We start from the raw sequence: 14,498 nt of genomic DNA on the forward strand, positions 1-14,498 counted from the left end.
GCGGCCCCACCCACCCGGAAGGGCACACGCGTATGGAGCAGTACGAGCCCGAGCGCCTCTCCGCGCCCCAGCTGGCCGCCATGAGGCGCAGCCTCACGAACGGCAGGGGCGCCCTCACCCGCCGTTCCCTTCTCCGGGTGTCGGGCACGGCAGCCCTCACGCTCGGCGGCCTCGGGGCGCTGAGCGCGTGCGGCATCCCGCCCGCCGGGCGGGAAGGGGACGCCGCGGTCTCCGACGACCACTCGGCGGCGGAGAAGCAGATCAACTTCTCCAACTGGACCGAGTACATGGACGTCGGCGAGGACGAGAAGAGCCGTCCGACCCTGGACGCGTTCACGAAACGCACCGGGATCAAGGTCAAGTACACGGAGGACATCAACGACAACGTCGAGTTCTTCGGGAAGATCAAGCCGCAGCTCGCGGCGGGTCAGGACACCGGCCGCGACCTCATGATCGTGACGGACTGGCTGGCCGCACGCATCATCCGGCTCGGCTGGGCGCAGAAGCTCGACCACGCGAACCTCCCGCACGCCTTCGCCAACCTGTCGGCCCAGTTCCGCAGGCCCGACTGGGACCCGGGACGCGCCTACTCGTATCCATGGACCGGCATCCCGACCGTCATCGCCTACAACGAGAAGGCGACCGGTGGCCGCAAGGTCGACTCCGTCACCCAGCTGCTCGACGACCCCGAGCTCAAGGGCAAGGTCTCCTTCCTCTCCGAGATGCGCGACTCGGTCGGCATGACGCTCCTCGACATGGGCAAGGACCCGGGCACCTTCACCGACGCCGACTTCGACGCGGCGATCGGCCGGATGCAGAAGGGCGTCGACACGAAGCAGATACGCCGCTTCACCGGCAACGACTACACCGCGGACCTGAGCAAGGGGGACATCGCGGCCTGCGTCGCCTGGGCGGGCGACATCATCCAGCTCCAGGCGGACAACCCGGCGATCAAGTTCTCCATCCCGTCCGCCGGTTACATCACGTCGAGCGACAACATGCTGATCCCGGCCAAGGCCCGGCACAAGACCAACGCCGAGAAGCTCATGGACTACTACTACGAGCTTCCCGTCGCGGCCCAGCTCGCCGCCTACATCAACTACGTCTGCCCGGTGGACGGGGTCGCCGGCGAACTGGCGAAGATCGACGAGTCGATGGCGTCCAACACGCTGATCCTCCCCGACAAGGCGATGGCCGCGAAGTCGCGGGCCTTCCGCTCCCTCAGCTCCGAGGAAGAGACGGCGTACGAGGAGAAGTTCGCCAAGCTCATCGGCGCCTGACCGGCCCGTCCCCCTCCCGTTCTCCCCCGACACCACTGGGACCGCGACCCATGACACAGCAGCAGACAGAGGGCGGCGACGTCCGTCTCACCGGGATCAGCAAGACCTACGGCTCCTTCACCGCAGTGCACCCCCTCGACCTCACCGTCCCGCAGGGCTCCTTCTTCGCGCTGCTCGGCGCGTCCGGCTGCGGCAAGACCACCACCCTGCGCATGATCGCCGGCCTGGAGGAGGCGACCACCGGCACGGTCTCGCTCGGCGGCCGCGACATCACCGGCCTGCCCCCGTACAAGCGGCCCGTCAACACCGTCTTCCAGAGCTACGCGCTCTTCCCGCACCTCGACGTCAGCGAGAACGTCGCCTTCGGGCTGCGCCGCCGCGGCATCAAGTCCGTGAAGAAGCAGGTCGGCGAGATGCTGGACCTCGTCCAGCTCGGCGACTTCGCCCGTCGCAAGCCGCACCAGCTCTCCGGCGGACAGCAGCAGCGCGTCGCCGTGGCCCGCGCGCTCATCAACCACCCCCAGGTACTCCTCCTCGACGAGCCCCTGGGTGCCCTCGACCTCAAGCTGCGCCGCCAGATGCAGCTCGAACTCAAGCGGATCCAGACCGAGGTCGGCATCACGTTCATCCACGTCACCCACGACCAGGAGGAAGCCATGACCATGGCCGACACCGTCGCGGTGATGAACGGCGGCCGCGTCGAGCAGCTCGGCGCCCCCGCCGACCTCTACGAGAACCCCCGTACCACCTTCGTGGCGAACTTCCTGGGCACCTCCAACCTCATCGAGGGGGAGATCGTCTCCACGGGTACGGACGTCGTCGTCACGGCAGGCGGCGGGAAGCTCAGGCTGCCCGGCGGGCGGTGCGCCTCCACCGCCCGGAGCGGGGACAAGCTGCTCGTGGGCGTCCGCCCCGAGAAGATCTCCCTCACCCACACCGCCGACGCGGCCGCGATACCCGACGGCCGTAACCGGGTCACCGGCCGCATCACCGATTCCAGCTTCATCGGCGTCTCCACGCAGTACGTCGTCGAGAGCCCGGCCGGCACGGCCCTCCAGGTCTACGAGCAGAACATCGAGCGCGACAGCCGGCTCGTACCCGGCGCCGACGTCGTCCTGCACTGGAACCCCGAGCACACCTTCGGACTCGACGCGGACCAGTCCATCGACGCCGGCACGGAAGGCCTGGAGGAGGTGGCGTGAGCGTCACGAAGGCGCCACCCGCGCCCCCCGCGGAGGCCGTGGTCCGCAAGCCGTCCACCCGCAGGCGGCTCGTCCCCTACTGGCTGCTGCTCCCCGGCATCCTGTGGCTCGTCGTGTTCTTCGCGCTGCCGATGGTCTACCAGGCGTCGACCTCCGTCCAGACGGGATCCCTGGAGAAGGGCTTCGAGGTCACCTGGCACTTCCGGACGTACTGGGACGCTCTGGCCGACTACTACCCGCAGTTCGTCCGGTCCCTGCTGTACGCCGGCACCGCCACGCTCCTGTGCCTGCTGCTCGGCTACCCGCTCGCCTATCTGATCGCGTTCAAGGCGGGCCGCTGGCGCAACCTGGTGCTCGTGCTGGTCGTCGCGCCGTTCTTCACCAGCTTCCTGATCCGGACGCTGGCCTGGAAGACGATCCTCGCGGACGGCGGCGCGGTCGTCGACGTGCTCGACAGCCTGCACGTCCTGGACGTCACCGCCTGGCTCGGCTGGACGGAGAACAACCGGGTCCTGGCCACCCCCATGGCCGTCGTCTGCGGTCTGACGTACAACTTCCTGCCGTTCATGATCCTTCCGCTCTACACCTCGCTGGAACGGATCGACGGCCGGCTGCACGAGGCCGCGGGCGACCTGTACGCCACCCCCGCCACCACCTTCCGCAAGGTGACGCTGCTGCTGTCCATGCCCGGCGTCGTCTCGGGCACCCTGCTGACGTTCATCCCGGCCAGCGGCGACTACGTCAACGCGGAACTCCTCGGCTCCACCGACACCAAGATGGTCGGCAGCGTCATCCAGACCCAGTTCCTGCGGGTCCTGGACTACCCGACGGCGGCCGCGCTCTCGTTCATCCTCATGGCGGTCGTCCTGCTCGTGGTCACCGTCTACATCCGCCGCTCCGGGACGGAGGACCTGGTCTGATGCCCGTACTCCGCATGCTCCGCCGGAACCTGGTCGTGATCGCGGGTCTGCTGACCCTGGCCTACATGATCCTGCCGAACATCGTCGTGATGGTCTTCTCCTTCAACCGGCCGGTGGGGCGTTTCAACTACGCCTGGCAGGAGTTCTCCCTGGACGCGTGGAAGGATCCCTGCGGCGTCGCCGACCTCTGCGGTTCGCTCTCGCTCTCGCTGCGGATCGCGGTCTGGGCGACGGTGGGGGCCACCGTGCTCGGCACGATGATCGCCTTCGCGCTGGTCCGCTACCGCTTCAGGGCGCGCGGCGCGGTCAACTCCCTGATCTTCCTGCCGATGGCGATGCCCGAGGTCGTCATGGCGGCGTCGCTGCTGACGCTCTTCCTCAACATGGGCGCCGAGCTCGGCTTCTGGACCGTCCTCATCGCCCACATCATGTTCTGTCTCAGCTTCGTGGTGACGGCGGTCAAGGCGCGCGTGATGTCGATGGACCCGAGGCTGGAGGAGGCCGCCCGCGATCTGTACGCGGGACCCGTGCAGACATTCGTCCGGGTGACGCTCCCGATCGCCGCCCCCGGAATCGCCGCGGGAGCGCTGCTCGCCTTCGCGCTCTCCTTCGACGATTTCATCATCACCAACTTCAACGCGGGTTCCACGGTGACGTTCCCCATGTTCGTCTGGGGCTCGGCGCAGCGTGGGACACCTGTGCAGATCAACGTCATCGGCACGGCCATGTTCGTCATCGCCGTGGCGGTCGTTCTCGTCGGACAGCTCATTGCGAACCGGCGCAAGAGCAACGCGGGAAAGTGAAAACGAAGGAGTTGGAAACCATGGCGCCGGATGCCATGCGTACTGCAGCACACTCACTCTCCGAAGCGCGCACCCTGTCCTACTGGCTCGACGACCCGGGAAAGCCGGCAGCCCGCCCCGCCCTGACCGGCGACGAGCGGTGCGATCTCCTGGTCGTCGGCGGCGGTTACAGCGGACTGTGGACCGCGCTGATCGCCAAGGAACGGGACCCCGGACGCGATGTCGTCCTCATCGAGGGCCATGAGGTGGGCTGGGCCGCTTCGGGCCGCAACGGCGGTTTCTGCGCCGCCTCGCTGACCCACGGCCTGGCCAACGGCCTGGAGCGCTGGCCGGACGAGATCCGGAAGCTGGAGGAGCTGGGCGCGCGGAACCTCGACGCCATCGAGGCGGCCGTCGCCCGCTACTCACTTGACTGCGAGTTCGAGCGCACCGGCGAGATCGACGTGGCGACCCAGCCCCACCAGCTCGACGAGCTGCGGGAATGGCACCGCCGGGCCGAGGGCCTCGGCCTCGGGGGCCTCGAGTTCCTGGACCGCGACCAGGTGCGCGCGGAAGTCGACTCACCGACATTCCTGGGCGGACTGCTGGACCGGCGCGGCGTCGCCATGCTGCACCCGGCGAAGCTCGCCTGGGGCCTGAAGGAGGCGTGCACCGGCCTCGGCGTACGGATCTACGAGCGCACCCCGGGCCTCGACATCGCCCGGTCGGGCGCGGGCACGGCGGTGCGCACCCCGTACGGCAGGGTGTTCGCCCGGGACGTCGCGCTCGGTACGAACATCTTCCCGTCGCTGGTGCGGCGTGTGCGCCCGTACACGGTCCCGGTGTACGACTACGCGCTGATGACGGAGCCCCTGAGCGCGGACCAGCTCGCCTCGGTCGGCTGGCGCAACCGTCAGGGGCTGGGGGACAGCGCCAACCAGTTCCACTATTTCCGGCTCTCCGCGGACAACCGGATCCTGTGGGGCGGATACGACGCCGTATATCCGTACGGCGGCCGGCTGAACGCGTCGCTGGACCAGCGGCCGGAGACCTTCCTGAAACTCGCCGGGCAGTTCTTCGAGTGCTTTCCGCAATTGTCCGGCGTGCTTTTCAGTCATGCCTGGGGCGGTGCGATCGACACGTGTTCCCGGTTCTCCGCCTTCTTCGGTACGGCCCACCGCGGCCGGGTCGCGTACGCCGCCGGATACACCGGACTGGGCGTCGGAGCCACGCGCTTCGGAGCCGAGGTCATGCTCGACCTCCTCTCGGGGCGGGAGACCGGGCGGACCGCGCTCGGCATGGTCCGCACCAAGCCGATGCCCTTCCCGCCGGAGCCGTTCGCGTGGACCGGGATCGAGCTCACCAAGAGGTCCCTGGCCCGGGCGGACAGCCATGGCGGGCACCGCAACCTGTGGCTGCGGACCATGGACCGGCTGGGGCTCGGCTTCGACAGCTGAGCCCGGCCCCGGGGCTGGTGGTGGGGGCGGCGATTCCCCGAAGGGAATAGTCCGCGGCCGCCCCCACAGCTACAACAGGTGCGTGGACTTTCCCCGCGCGCTTCGCGAACGCCGTACCCGCCTGCACGTCAGCCAACTCGACCTGGCGCTGCGGGCGGGCACGACCCAGCGCCACCTCAGTTTCATCGAATCGGGCAGGTCGGTCCCCGGCCGGAACATGGTGGTGCGGCTGACCGAGTCGCTGGAGCTGCCGCTGAGGGAACGCAACGAACTGCTGCTGGCCGCCGGTTACGCGCCGGCCTATCCCGAGAGCGCGTTGGACGACCCGGTGCTGGCCCCCGTCCGTACGGCCATCGACCACATCCTCCGCGGATACCTGCCCTACCCGGCTCTGGTGGTGGACCGCCGGGGTGACCTCATCGCCGCGAACACCGCGTTCGACCTGATCACCGAAGGTGCCGCGCCGGAGCTGCTCGGCCCGGGAACGAACGTCTACCGCCTCGCACTGCACCCCGACGGCGTGGCGCCCCGCATCCGCAACCTGGCCGAATGGGCGCGCCACATCCTGGCGCGCCTCGGCCACGCGGGAGCTGCGGGACGAGCTCTCCGGTTACGTCCCCGAGCTCGGGCCGTCCGCCGGGCAGCTCGGCTTCGCGGTTCCGCTCCGGCTGCGGTCCTCCTGCGGTGAGCTGCACCTGATGACCACGGTGACGACCTTCGCCACCGCCGTCGACGTGACGCTTGCCGAGCTGAAGCTCGAAGCCTTCCTGCCCGCCGACCAGCCGACGGCCGACGCGCTCCGGGCGGCCGCCGGGCCGATGGCGCCGGCTGCCGCCGGTCAGGCCCCGGGGAACATGTAGTCGGCCTCGATCCGGCCGTCGTCGTCCAGGACCAGGATCTCCGAGCCGCCACCCACGACATCGCCGGTCGCGTCGACCACCGTCTCCCAGCCGAACCGGACGACGCCGTGGAGACGCATCGCATCGGTGCAACGCCTGAACGTGAACCCCTTCTTCTCGACGAACCGCTCGTAACTCCGGGCCACTCGGGACTCGATCGCGTCGTAACCCTGAGCCTCCAGGGCCGTGTGCGCGAAACCGAGTTCCTCGGCGATCTCCCGGATCTCCGCGGGCGGCCGGAGGATGTGGCAGCCGTTCTCGGCCCACAGCCGCTCGATGGCCGCGCGTCGTCCGGCCGCGTCCGGCTCCGTCCACTGGGCCAGGTAGCGGTCGGCCAGGGCCTGTGCGTCGATCTCGATCATGTGCCTCTCCTTGCCGGGTGAGTGGTCCGGGACCAGATCCTGCGGCGCGCGGCGGCGACCGGCAATTCCCCCCGGGGAATGGTGCGACCGCCCTCCGGACGCGGAAGCCGCACCGACGTGACCGGGCTCACTGTCACCGGGGAGGCCGACCCGCGTCATGATCCGGCTCCACCCCCCTCTCCTTCATGTACGCGCCGGCATCAGCCGCCGGTGCCCACGGGAAGGAAGGTGGCTCATGACCCGCACGGGGGCGGAGGCCGCGATCGTCTGGCTCGCATCGGTGGCGCCGGATCCGACGGCCTGCCGGAGGGAGTGGGAGCGCAACCCCCAGGGGATGGCGCTGCTTCCCGCCGGAAGGCGCTGGGACGTGCTGCTCGTTCCGGGGGAGCTGGGCTATCCCACGCTCGATGTGCTGACCCGGCTTCTCGACAGGCCGGGGCCCGTACTCGCGGACTTCGGCGAGTCCCGGATGGGTTTCTTCGTGCCCCCGGGGACGGCGGCCCGCTGGGTCGGGACGGGCATCCGCGGGGTCGGCGACGGGACGTGGATCGTCGTCCCCCGGCCGGGCAGCACCGTGGGCGGGGTGCGATGGCTGATCCCGCCGGACGGCTCGGGCACGCTCACCGACGCGACCCTTCTGGAACTTGCCCTGCACGAGGCCGCGGCGGCCAGGGGAACGCGCGACGGCGGAGGGTGAGGCACCGCCAGAGGTCTTGACAACCCGATTGGTCTGGACCATGTTGTGCACCACTCAATTCCCCCCTGCACGGAGGCTGTTGTGGAACGCACCGGATCCAGACCACCTGTCCGTCTCTCCGGACCCACCGCGGTCTTCTCGGCCGCCCTGCTCGCGGCCGGTGCCCTGGTCGCCACGGCGCCGGCCGCCGGAGCGGCCGACGTGGATCTGGCGAGCAACGGCGGCTTCGAGGCGGGACTGGACGGCTGGAGCTGCACCGGCGGCAGCGGCGCGGCCGTCAGCACGCCCGTGCGCAGCGGCACTTCGGCGCTCAAGGCGACACCGGCGGGCAGCGACAACGCCCGCTGCTCCCAGACGGTGACCGTGAAGCCCGACTCCACCTACACGCTGGGCGCGTGGGTGCAGGGCAGCTACGTCTATCTCGGGGCGTCCGGCACCGGGACCACCGACGTCTCCACCTGGACCCAGTCCGCCGGCGCGTACAAGCAGCTCACCACCAGCTTCAGAACCGGCCCCGCGACCACGTCGGTGACGGTCTACACCCACGGCTGGTACGGCACCCCCGCCTACTACGCCGACGACCTCACCCTGACCGGCCCGGGCGGCGACCCCGTCACCGTGCCCGCCACCCCCACCGGACTGCGGGCCGGCACGGCCACCGCGTCCTCGGTCCCGCTGTCCTGGACCGCGTCCGCCGGAGCCACCGGCTACCGCGTCTACCGCGGCGGTACGAAGATCCTGGACGCCACCGGAACCTCGGCGACCGTCACCGGGCTGACCGCCGCGTCCGCGTACAGCTTCCAGGTCAGTGCCGTCAACGCCGCCGGTGAGTCGGCGAAGTCGGCGGCCGTGGGCGTCACCACCGCCACGGGCGGCGGGGGAGGGGGCGACGCCGGTCTCCCGGCCCACGCCCTCGTCGGCTATCTGCACTCCAGCTTCGCCAACGGCTCCGGCTACACGCGGATGGTCGACGTCCCCGACTCGTGGGACGTCATCAACCTCGCCTTCGGCGAGCCGACGTCCGTGACGTCCGGGGACATCCGCTTCTCGCTCTGCCCCGTGGACGAGTGCCCGAACGTGGAGAGCGAGGCGGAGTTCAAGGCCGCGATCAAGGCCAAGCAGGCCGCGGGCAAGAAGGTCCTGATCTCCATCGGCGGCCAGAACGGCCAGGTCCAGCTCGGCTCGACCGCCGCCCGCGACACCTTCGTCTCCTCGGTGTCCAAGATCATCGACACCTACGGTCTGGACGGCCTGGACATCGACTTCGAGGGCCACTCGCTCTCGCTGAACACCGGTGACACCGACTTCCGCAGCCCCACGACCCCGGTGATCGTGAACCTCATCTCCGCGGTGAAGTCCCTCAAGGCCAAGTACGGCGACGACTTCGTCCTCACCATGGCCCCCGAGACCTTCTTCGTGCAGCTCGGCTACCAGTACTACGGCTCGGGCCCGTGGGGCGGCCAGGACCCGCGCGCCGGCGCCTACCTGCCCGTCATCCACGCCCTGCGTGACGACCTCACCCTGCTGCACGTCCAGGACTACAACTCGGGTTCGATCATGGGTCTGGACAACCAGTACCACTCCATGGGCGGCGCCGACTTCCACATCGCCATGACCGACATGCTGCTCACCGGCTTCCCGGTGGCGGGTGACCGGACGAAGGTCTTCCCGGCGCTCCGTCCCGAACAGGTCGCCTTCGGCCTTCCGGCCTCCACCCAGGCGGGCAACGGCCACACCTCGCCGGCCGAGGTCACCAAGGCGCTGAACTGCCTGACGAAGAAGACCGACTGCGGGAGCTACCAGACGCACGGCACCTGGTCCGGGCTGCGTGGCCTGATGACCTGGTCCATCAACTGGGACCGCTTCAACAACTGGGAGTTCTCGAAGAACTTCGACGCCTACTTCGGCGGCTGACCGTTCCTCGTGCCCGCCCGCAGGGCGAGCAGCAGCACCCCGCCGACGCACCAGGCGGCCACCACGTCCAGCGGCCAGTGGTAGCCGCGCAGCACCAGACCGACGCTCGTCGCCGCCGTGAGCAGGACGGCGGCGACGAGCGTCACCCAGGACCGCTTCAGGTACGGGGCCAGCAGCAGGGCCGCGGCCCCGTACGCCACCATCGCCGTGGTCGTGTGACCCGAGGGGTAGTAGCCCGTCGCCTCGGTCAGCGGACCCTGACGGTCCGTCCACAGCTTGAGGGGGACGACGAGCGCCGGGACGGCCGCCATGGTCACGACGGCGTACACCGCCGCACGCCTGGCCCGGCGGAACCAGGCGAGGAGGACCGCACACGCCAGCACGGGAAGGGCGACCTGCATGTTGCCGAGGTCGGCGAAGAGGTCCGCGAGCGGTGCGGGGCCCCGCCCGGCCAGCTCCAGGCCGAGGCGCTCGTCGGGATCCAGCAGCGGGCCGTCGGCCAGCACCTGCCAGGTGATCACCAGGAAGAGCGCCGGCAGGGCAGCGGGAACGAGAAGAACCGGCCACCGGGGAACAGGGGGGATTGTTCCGAGGTGGCCGGTCGGATCGGGTTGCCGCGCGCCCCGGGGGGTGTGGGGCGAGCGGCCATCCGATCGGTGAGGAGTCCCGGAGCCCGAAGCTCCAGCGGTGTGCGCGATGGCACGGCCGGTACGGCGCTGGGGGAGCCCCGGCCCGGCATCACCCGCAGTCCCCTGCGGGCGGGGTGTTTCTCTCATCTGGGGAAACCGTACGTCAGAGGAAGGAGGCACCGGAAGTGACAACGGTATCCCGCCATCGCCCCCGCACACCTTCTTCACACGCCCTCACCCGGGCTCCGGTCGCCGCCGCCGGGGACGGCGTCCGGAGCCCGGACCGTTCGCACGTGTCAGAGCCGCGCGAACGCCTGCTCGATGATGTCCAGGCCCTCGTTCAGGAGGTCCTCGCCGATGACGAGCGGCGGCAGGAAGCGCAGCACGTTGCCGTAGGTGCCACAGGTCAGCACCAGCAGGCCCTCCGCGTGGCAGGCCTTGGCCAGAGCCCCCGCGGCGGCAGCGTCGGGCTCCTTCGTGCCGGACTTCACCAGCTCGATCGCGATCATGGCACCACGGCCGCGGATGTCCCCGATGATGTCGCCGTTCGGGAGCTTGGACTGCATCTCTGCGAGGCGGCCCTTCATGACCTCCTCGATGCGCCTGGCCTTCCCGTTCAGGTCCAGCTCGCGCATCGTCTCGATGGCGCCGAGCGCGCCCGCGCAGGCCACCGGGTTGCCGCCGTACGTCCCGCCGAGGCCGCCGGCGTGGGCGGCGTCCATGATCTCGGCGCGGCCGGTCACCGCGGAGAGCGGGAGGCCGCCCGCGATGCCCTTGGCCGTCGTGATCAGGTCGGGCACGATGCCCTCGTCCTCGCAGGCGAACCACTGGCCGGTGCGGCAGAAGCCCGACTGGATCTCGTCCGCGACGAAGACGATGCCGTTCTCCTTCGCGAACTGCGCGATCGCCGGGAGGAAGCCCTTGGCCGGCTCGATGAAGCCGCCCTCGCCGAGGACCGGCTCGATGATGATCGCGGCGACGTTGTCCGCGCCGATCTGCTTGGTGATCTCGTCGATGGCCTGCGCGGACGCCTCGGCGCCGGCGTTCTCGGCGCCGGTCGGCCAGCGGTAGCCGTACGCCACCGGCACGCGGTACACCTCGGGCGCGAAGGGACCGAAGCCCTGCTTGTACGGCATGTTCTTCGCCGTCAGCGCCATCGTGAGGTTCGTCCGGCCGTGGTAACCGTGGTCGAAGACGACGACCGCGGTGCGCTTGGTGTACGCACGGGCGATCTTCACGGCGTTCTCGACGGCCTCGGCGCCCGAGTTGAACAGCGCCGACTTCTTGGCGTGGTCGCCCGGCGTCAGCTCGGCGAGCTGCTCGCAGACCTCGACGTACCCCTCGTACGGCGTGACCATGAAACAGGTGTGGGTGAAGTCGGCGAGCTGCGCCGAGGCGCGGCGTACGACGGCCTCGGCGGAGGCGCCCACCGAGGTCACGGCGATACCTGAACCGAAGTCGATCAGACGGTTGCCGTCCACGTCCTCGATGATTCCGCCGCCCGCCCGAGCGGTGAAGACCGGCAGCGTGGAACCCACACCTGCGGCGACCGCCGCGACACGGCGGGCCTGCAGCTCGGCCGACTTCGGGCCGGGGATGGCGGTGACGACGCGGCGCTCCTGCGGGATGTCGGACATGCGGGGCTCCTGGGGGTGTTTCGGACGCTTCTGTTTCTGCAGGCTAGGGGCGGGTGCGGGCCGCGGTCATGCTCCGATCGGGAGTGGTGGGGGCGTGTCCTTGTCCGTGACGGACAGATGCCCCGTCGGCGTCACCGGCGACGCCCCCGCGGGGTCATCCGGCCGCATGGCTGAACTCCCCGTGCCCGGGCACTAGATTGGCCGTGCAGAAGGCGGGACCTGGCTGGTCAGGGGGCAGCGGTTCATGGACACCGAAGGCACGTACGACGCACGCGGCACGGGCGCGGACCGGGTGCCCCGTCCGGCTGGGCCGCCACCCGCGGCGCCACCGCCCCCCGCGTATGCCCCGCACCCCCGGCGCCCGCCCACGGGGGACACCGGTGTCGAGGAGTGGCTGCGCACCCCGCGCCCCGTCCGGGAACCGGGCGTGTGGCGCTACGGGCACACCCCGCGCCCGCCCGAGAAGCCCGAAGGGGTGTCCGACCGCTCGCTGCTGGTCGGGGTGCTCATCTCCGTACTCAGCGGGCTCCTCCTCTGGTCCCTCTGGCGCAACGGGTACATCCCCTACCGGCTCGTCCCGCTGAAGCTGTTCACCCCCGGCGACTGGTGGTACGCCGGTACGTTCGGCGGTCCCCGGACGATCGAGGGCGCCGACGCCCTCACGGTCTACGAGGCCGTGCTCTTCGGGCTGCTGGTCTACGGCTGCGCGCGGCTGGGCAACTGGTCCGAGATCTTCCGGCGCCACGTCGCGGGCCGGGGGCAGCCCCTCCTGGGGCTGGCCACCGCCGCCGGAGGGGCCCTCGCCGAGCTCCTCGTGTGGAAGGACGCCGTGCCGCTCGTCCGGCCGGTGCTGATCCTCGTCGCCTCGGTCGCGGGCGGTGAGATCTATCAGAGCCAGGCCGTCGTCAACGTGATCTACACGCTGATCGCCCTCGGGGTGCTCTGGCCGTTCGCCCGCCTGGGCCACTGGCGCCGGCTCCTCGCCGACCGCTTCGGGAAGGGGACCGCGACGACACCCGAGGCCCCCTCCGCACCCCCGGACGCACCCACCCCCGAGCAGTGGCCCGAGCTCCGCGCGGAAGGCCGGACGGACGCCGCCGACGCCCTCACCGCCGAGGTGCGCACCGGCCGCATGAACGACGTCGACGTCGCACGCCTGCGCCACGCCTGGACCGTCGGCCGGGGGCACCCGGAGCGTCTCGCCGCGCTCACCGAGGCCGTCCTGCGCACCGGCGGCGCCGCCGCGCTCCACCCCTCGGGCGCCCGGGACCTGCCGCGCCGCACCGCCCGGCACGATCTGCTGACCGGCCAGGTCCGACTCGGCAGCTGCGCCGACGACCCGCACAACCCGTACGCCCGGCGCGGCTCCGGACTCGCACTGGAACCCGCGCTGCTCGCCACCTCCCTGCTCGCGGTCGGGCCGCCCGGAGCGGGCAAGTCCGCCCGGCTGGTGCGGCCGGTCGTGGAATCGCTCGCCCTGCAGGCCCTCGCCGGGAAGGCCGCGGTTCTCGCCGTGGGAGGCGCGGGGGCCGAGCTCGGTCCGGACGACGCGTTCGACGTCGTGGTGCGGATCGGTGACCCGGCCTCCGCGCACGACTTCGACCTGTACGGCGGTACGACCGACCCCGACGAGGCCGCGAGCGTGCTCGCGGAAGGGCTGGTCGGCGACGTGACCCACCTGGACAGCAGGCGCGCCGCCACCGTGCTGGCCCAGCTGCTCGGCCCCTACCGCACGGTCCACGGGCACTTCCCCGGGGTGCCGGCGCTCCGCGAGCTCCTGGACGGCGACGTCGCCGCGATCGACGCGCTGCGGGAGGCGCTCGGGGCAGGCGGCCACCAGGCCATGCTGCGCGAGCTGGAGGCCCGCACCCGGCAGAAGGGCGGGGCGGGGGACCCCGGGCCGGTGCTCGCCGACCGGATCGCGCTCCTGGACCGGCCCGCGTTCGCGCCGTTCTTCGCCACCGGCGCGGGGGCCCGGCCCTTCTCACTGCGGTCCCTCGAACACCTGCCGCTCCGGGTCAGGATCGGCCTTCCGGAGCGGGCACACGCCGAGGCGTCACGGCTGCTCACCCGGCTGGTCCTCGCCCAGTTCACCGCCATCGCCGCCGCCCGCACCGACCGGTCGCTCTTCGTCTGCCTGGTGCTGGACGACGCCACGCACGCCGTCACCGCGGAGACCGTCCGGGGGATCCGGCGGCTGCGGTCGGCCAACGCCGGAGCGGTCCTGACCCTCCGCACCGTCGACGACGTCCCCGAGGGGCTGCACACCGCGCTTCTCGGCGCGGTCGGCTGCCGCATGGCCTTCAGCGGGGTCACCACCTGGGACGGCAAGCGCTTCTCCGAGGTCTGGGGCAAGGAGTGGGTGGAGACCCGCGAGGTCGCCCAGCACGCGGTCTTCGCGGACCAGCCGTTCACCCGCGCCCTGCACGGGCTGCGCAAGCTCGTCACCGGCAAGGCCGTGACCAGGGACGCCGTGACCGTGCGACGGGTCGAGCGGGAGCGCTGGTCCGCCTCGGAGCTGGCGTACGAGCTGCCGGCGGGCCACGCGGTCCTGTCGCTGACGACGGTGGACGGCGAGCACGCGCCGCCGCTCCTGGTGGAGCTGGGCGGCTGAGGGGGCCACGAGGTTACGGGGACCCTGCCGCCCTGGCAGAATTGGCCCCGTCCGTCTGTACGGGGCGGCGCATTCGAGCCGCTCGCGCAGAGCGGCGCCATCGAG

Annotated in this window: 11 protein-coding genes and 1 pseudogene; 9 read left to right on the forward strand and 3 right to left on the reverse strand. The window is 71.0% G+C overall.

What is annotated here, in order from left to right; genetic code table 11:
* Positions 1–32 precede the first annotated feature (32 nt).
* The 6 genes and pseudogenes from OG379_RS27955 to OG379_RS27980 all read left to right on the forward strand — a co-directional run bounded on the left by OG379_RS27955 (position 33) and on the right by OG379_RS27980 (position 6,501).
* Positions 33–1,280 carry an extracellular solute-binding protein gene (locus OG379_RS27955; RefSeq protein ID WP_405665741.1) on the forward strand — a complete coding sequence of 416 codons (1,248 nt, stop codon included), beginning with the start codon at positions 33–35 and terminating at the stop codon, positions 1,278–1,280.
* Between the two features lie 50 nt (positions 1,281–1,330).
* Positions 1,331–2,482 carry an ABC transporter ATP-binding protein gene (locus OG379_RS27960; RefSeq protein WP_405665742.1) on the forward strand — a complete coding sequence of 384 codons (1,152 nt, stop codon included), beginning with the start codon at positions 1,331–1,333 and terminating at the stop codon, positions 2,480–2,482.
* Positions 2,479–3,402 carry an ABC transporter permease gene (locus tag OG379_RS27965; protein ID WP_405665743.1) on the forward strand — a complete coding sequence of 308 codons (924 nt, stop codon included), beginning with the start codon at positions 2,479–2,481 and terminating at the stop codon, positions 3,400–3,402. The genes OG379_RS27960 and OG379_RS27965 overlap by 4 nt, the downstream gene beginning before the upstream one ends.
* A complete protein-coding gene (locus tag OG379_RS27970; protein WP_393763982.1) occupies positions 3,402–4,205 on the forward strand; it encodes an ABC transporter permease in 804 nt (267 codons plus the stop codon). Before OG379_RS27965 ends, OG379_RS27970 begins: the two co-directional genes overlap by 1 nt.
* Before the next feature lie 20 nt (positions 4,206–4,225).
* Positions 4,226–5,641, forward strand: coding sequence for an NAD(P)/FAD-dependent oxidoreductase (locus tag OG379_RS27975; protein WP_405665744.1), 1,416 nt, complete (start codon positions 4,226–4,228; stop codon positions 5,639–5,641).
* Positions 5,642–5,723: 82 nt separating this feature from the next.
* Positions 5,724–6,501 (forward strand): annotated as a pseudogene (locus tag OG379_RS27980) (helix-turn-helix domain-containing protein).
* On the opposite strand, the gene OG379_RS27985 reads toward OG379_RS27980, so the two are convergent.
* Positions 6,480–6,902, reverse strand: coding sequence for a hypothetical protein (locus OG379_RS27985; protein ID WP_405665745.1), 423 nt, complete (start codon positions 6,900–6,902; stop codon positions 6,480–6,482). The pseudogene OG379_RS27980 and the gene OG379_RS27985 sit on opposite strands and share 22 nt — an antisense overlap.
* Before the next feature lie 235 nt (positions 6,903–7,137).
* On the opposite strand from OG379_RS27985, the gene OG379_RS27990 reads away from it, so the two are divergent.
* Entirely contained in the window at positions 7,138–7,599 is a 462-nt protein-coding gene (locus tag OG379_RS27990; RefSeq protein ID WP_393763986.1) for a hypothetical protein, read from the forward strand.
* A gap of 81 nt (positions 7,600–7,680) precedes the next feature.
* Positions 7,681–9,513, forward strand: coding sequence for a chitinase (locus tag OG379_RS27995; RefSeq protein WP_405665746.1), 1,833 nt, complete (start codon positions 7,681–7,683; stop codon positions 9,511–9,513).
* Here the strand turns inward: OG379_RS27995 and OG379_RS28000 are convergent.
* Together OG379_RS28000 and gabT are read right to left on the reverse strand one after the other, a co-directional pair.
* Positions 9,498–10,034 carry a phosphatase PAP2 family protein gene (locus OG379_RS28000; protein ID WP_405665747.1) on the reverse strand — a complete coding sequence of 179 codons (537 nt, stop codon included), beginning with the start codon at positions 10,032–10,034 and terminating at the stop codon, positions 9,498–9,500. The two genes, OG379_RS27995 and OG379_RS28000, sit on opposite strands and share 16 nt — an antisense overlap.
* A 404-nt stretch (positions 10,035–10,438) precedes the next feature.
* Complete coding sequence (gabT, locus tag OG379_RS28005; RefSeq protein WP_393763992.1) at positions 10,439–11,779, reverse strand: 4-aminobutyrate--2-oxoglutarate transaminase; 1,341 nt, start codon at positions 11,777–11,779, stop codon at positions 10,439–10,441.
* A 244-nt stretch (positions 11,780–12,023) separates the two neighbouring features.
* Here gabT and OG379_RS28010 point away from each other — a divergent pair, with 244 nt between their 5' ends.
* Positions 12,024–14,393, forward strand: coding sequence for an ATP/GTP-binding protein (locus OG379_RS28010; RefSeq protein WP_405665748.1), 2,370 nt, complete (start codon positions 12,024–12,026; stop codon positions 14,391–14,393).
* Positions 14,394–14,498 lie beyond the last annotated feature (105 nt).

It is taken from the genome of Streptomyces sp. NBC_01166, from assembly GCF_045039765.1.
GTDB lineage: Bacteria > Actinomycetota > Actinomycetes > Streptomycetales > Streptomycetaceae > Streptomyces.

Bases quoted from the DNA above. Each gene is read 5' to 3' on its own strand.
- OG379_RS28010 (WP_405665748.1), top strand. From the start codon at position 12,024: ATGGACACCGAAGGCACGTACGACGCACGCGGCACGGGCGCGGACCGG.
- gabT (WP_393763992.1), bottom strand. From the start codon at position 11,779: ATGTCCGACATCCCGCAGGAGCGCCGCGTCGTCACCGCCATCCCCGGC.
- OG379_RS27985 (WP_405665745.1), bottom strand. From the start codon at position 6,902: ATGATCGAGATCGACGCACAGGCCCTGGCCGACCGCTACCTGGCCCAG.
- OG379_RS27960 (WP_405665742.1), top strand. From the start codon at position 1,331: ATGACACAGCAGCAGACAGAGGGCGGCGACGTCCGTCTCACCGGGATC.
- OG379_RS27990 (WP_393763986.1), top strand. From the start codon at position 7,138: ATGACCCGCACGGGGGCGGAGGCCGCGATCGTCTGGCTCGCATCGGTG.
- OG379_RS27970 (WP_393763982.1), top strand. From the start codon at position 3,402: ATGCCCGTACTCCGCATGCTCCGCCGGAACCTGGTCGTGATCGCGGGT.
- OG379_RS27975 (WP_405665744.1), top strand. From the start codon at position 4,226: ATGGCGCCGGATGCCATGCGTACTGCAGCACACTCACTCTCCGAAGCG.
- OG379_RS27955 (WP_405665741.1), top strand. From the start codon at position 33: ATGGAGCAGTACGAGCCCGAGCGCCTCTCCGCGCCCCAGCTGGCCGCC.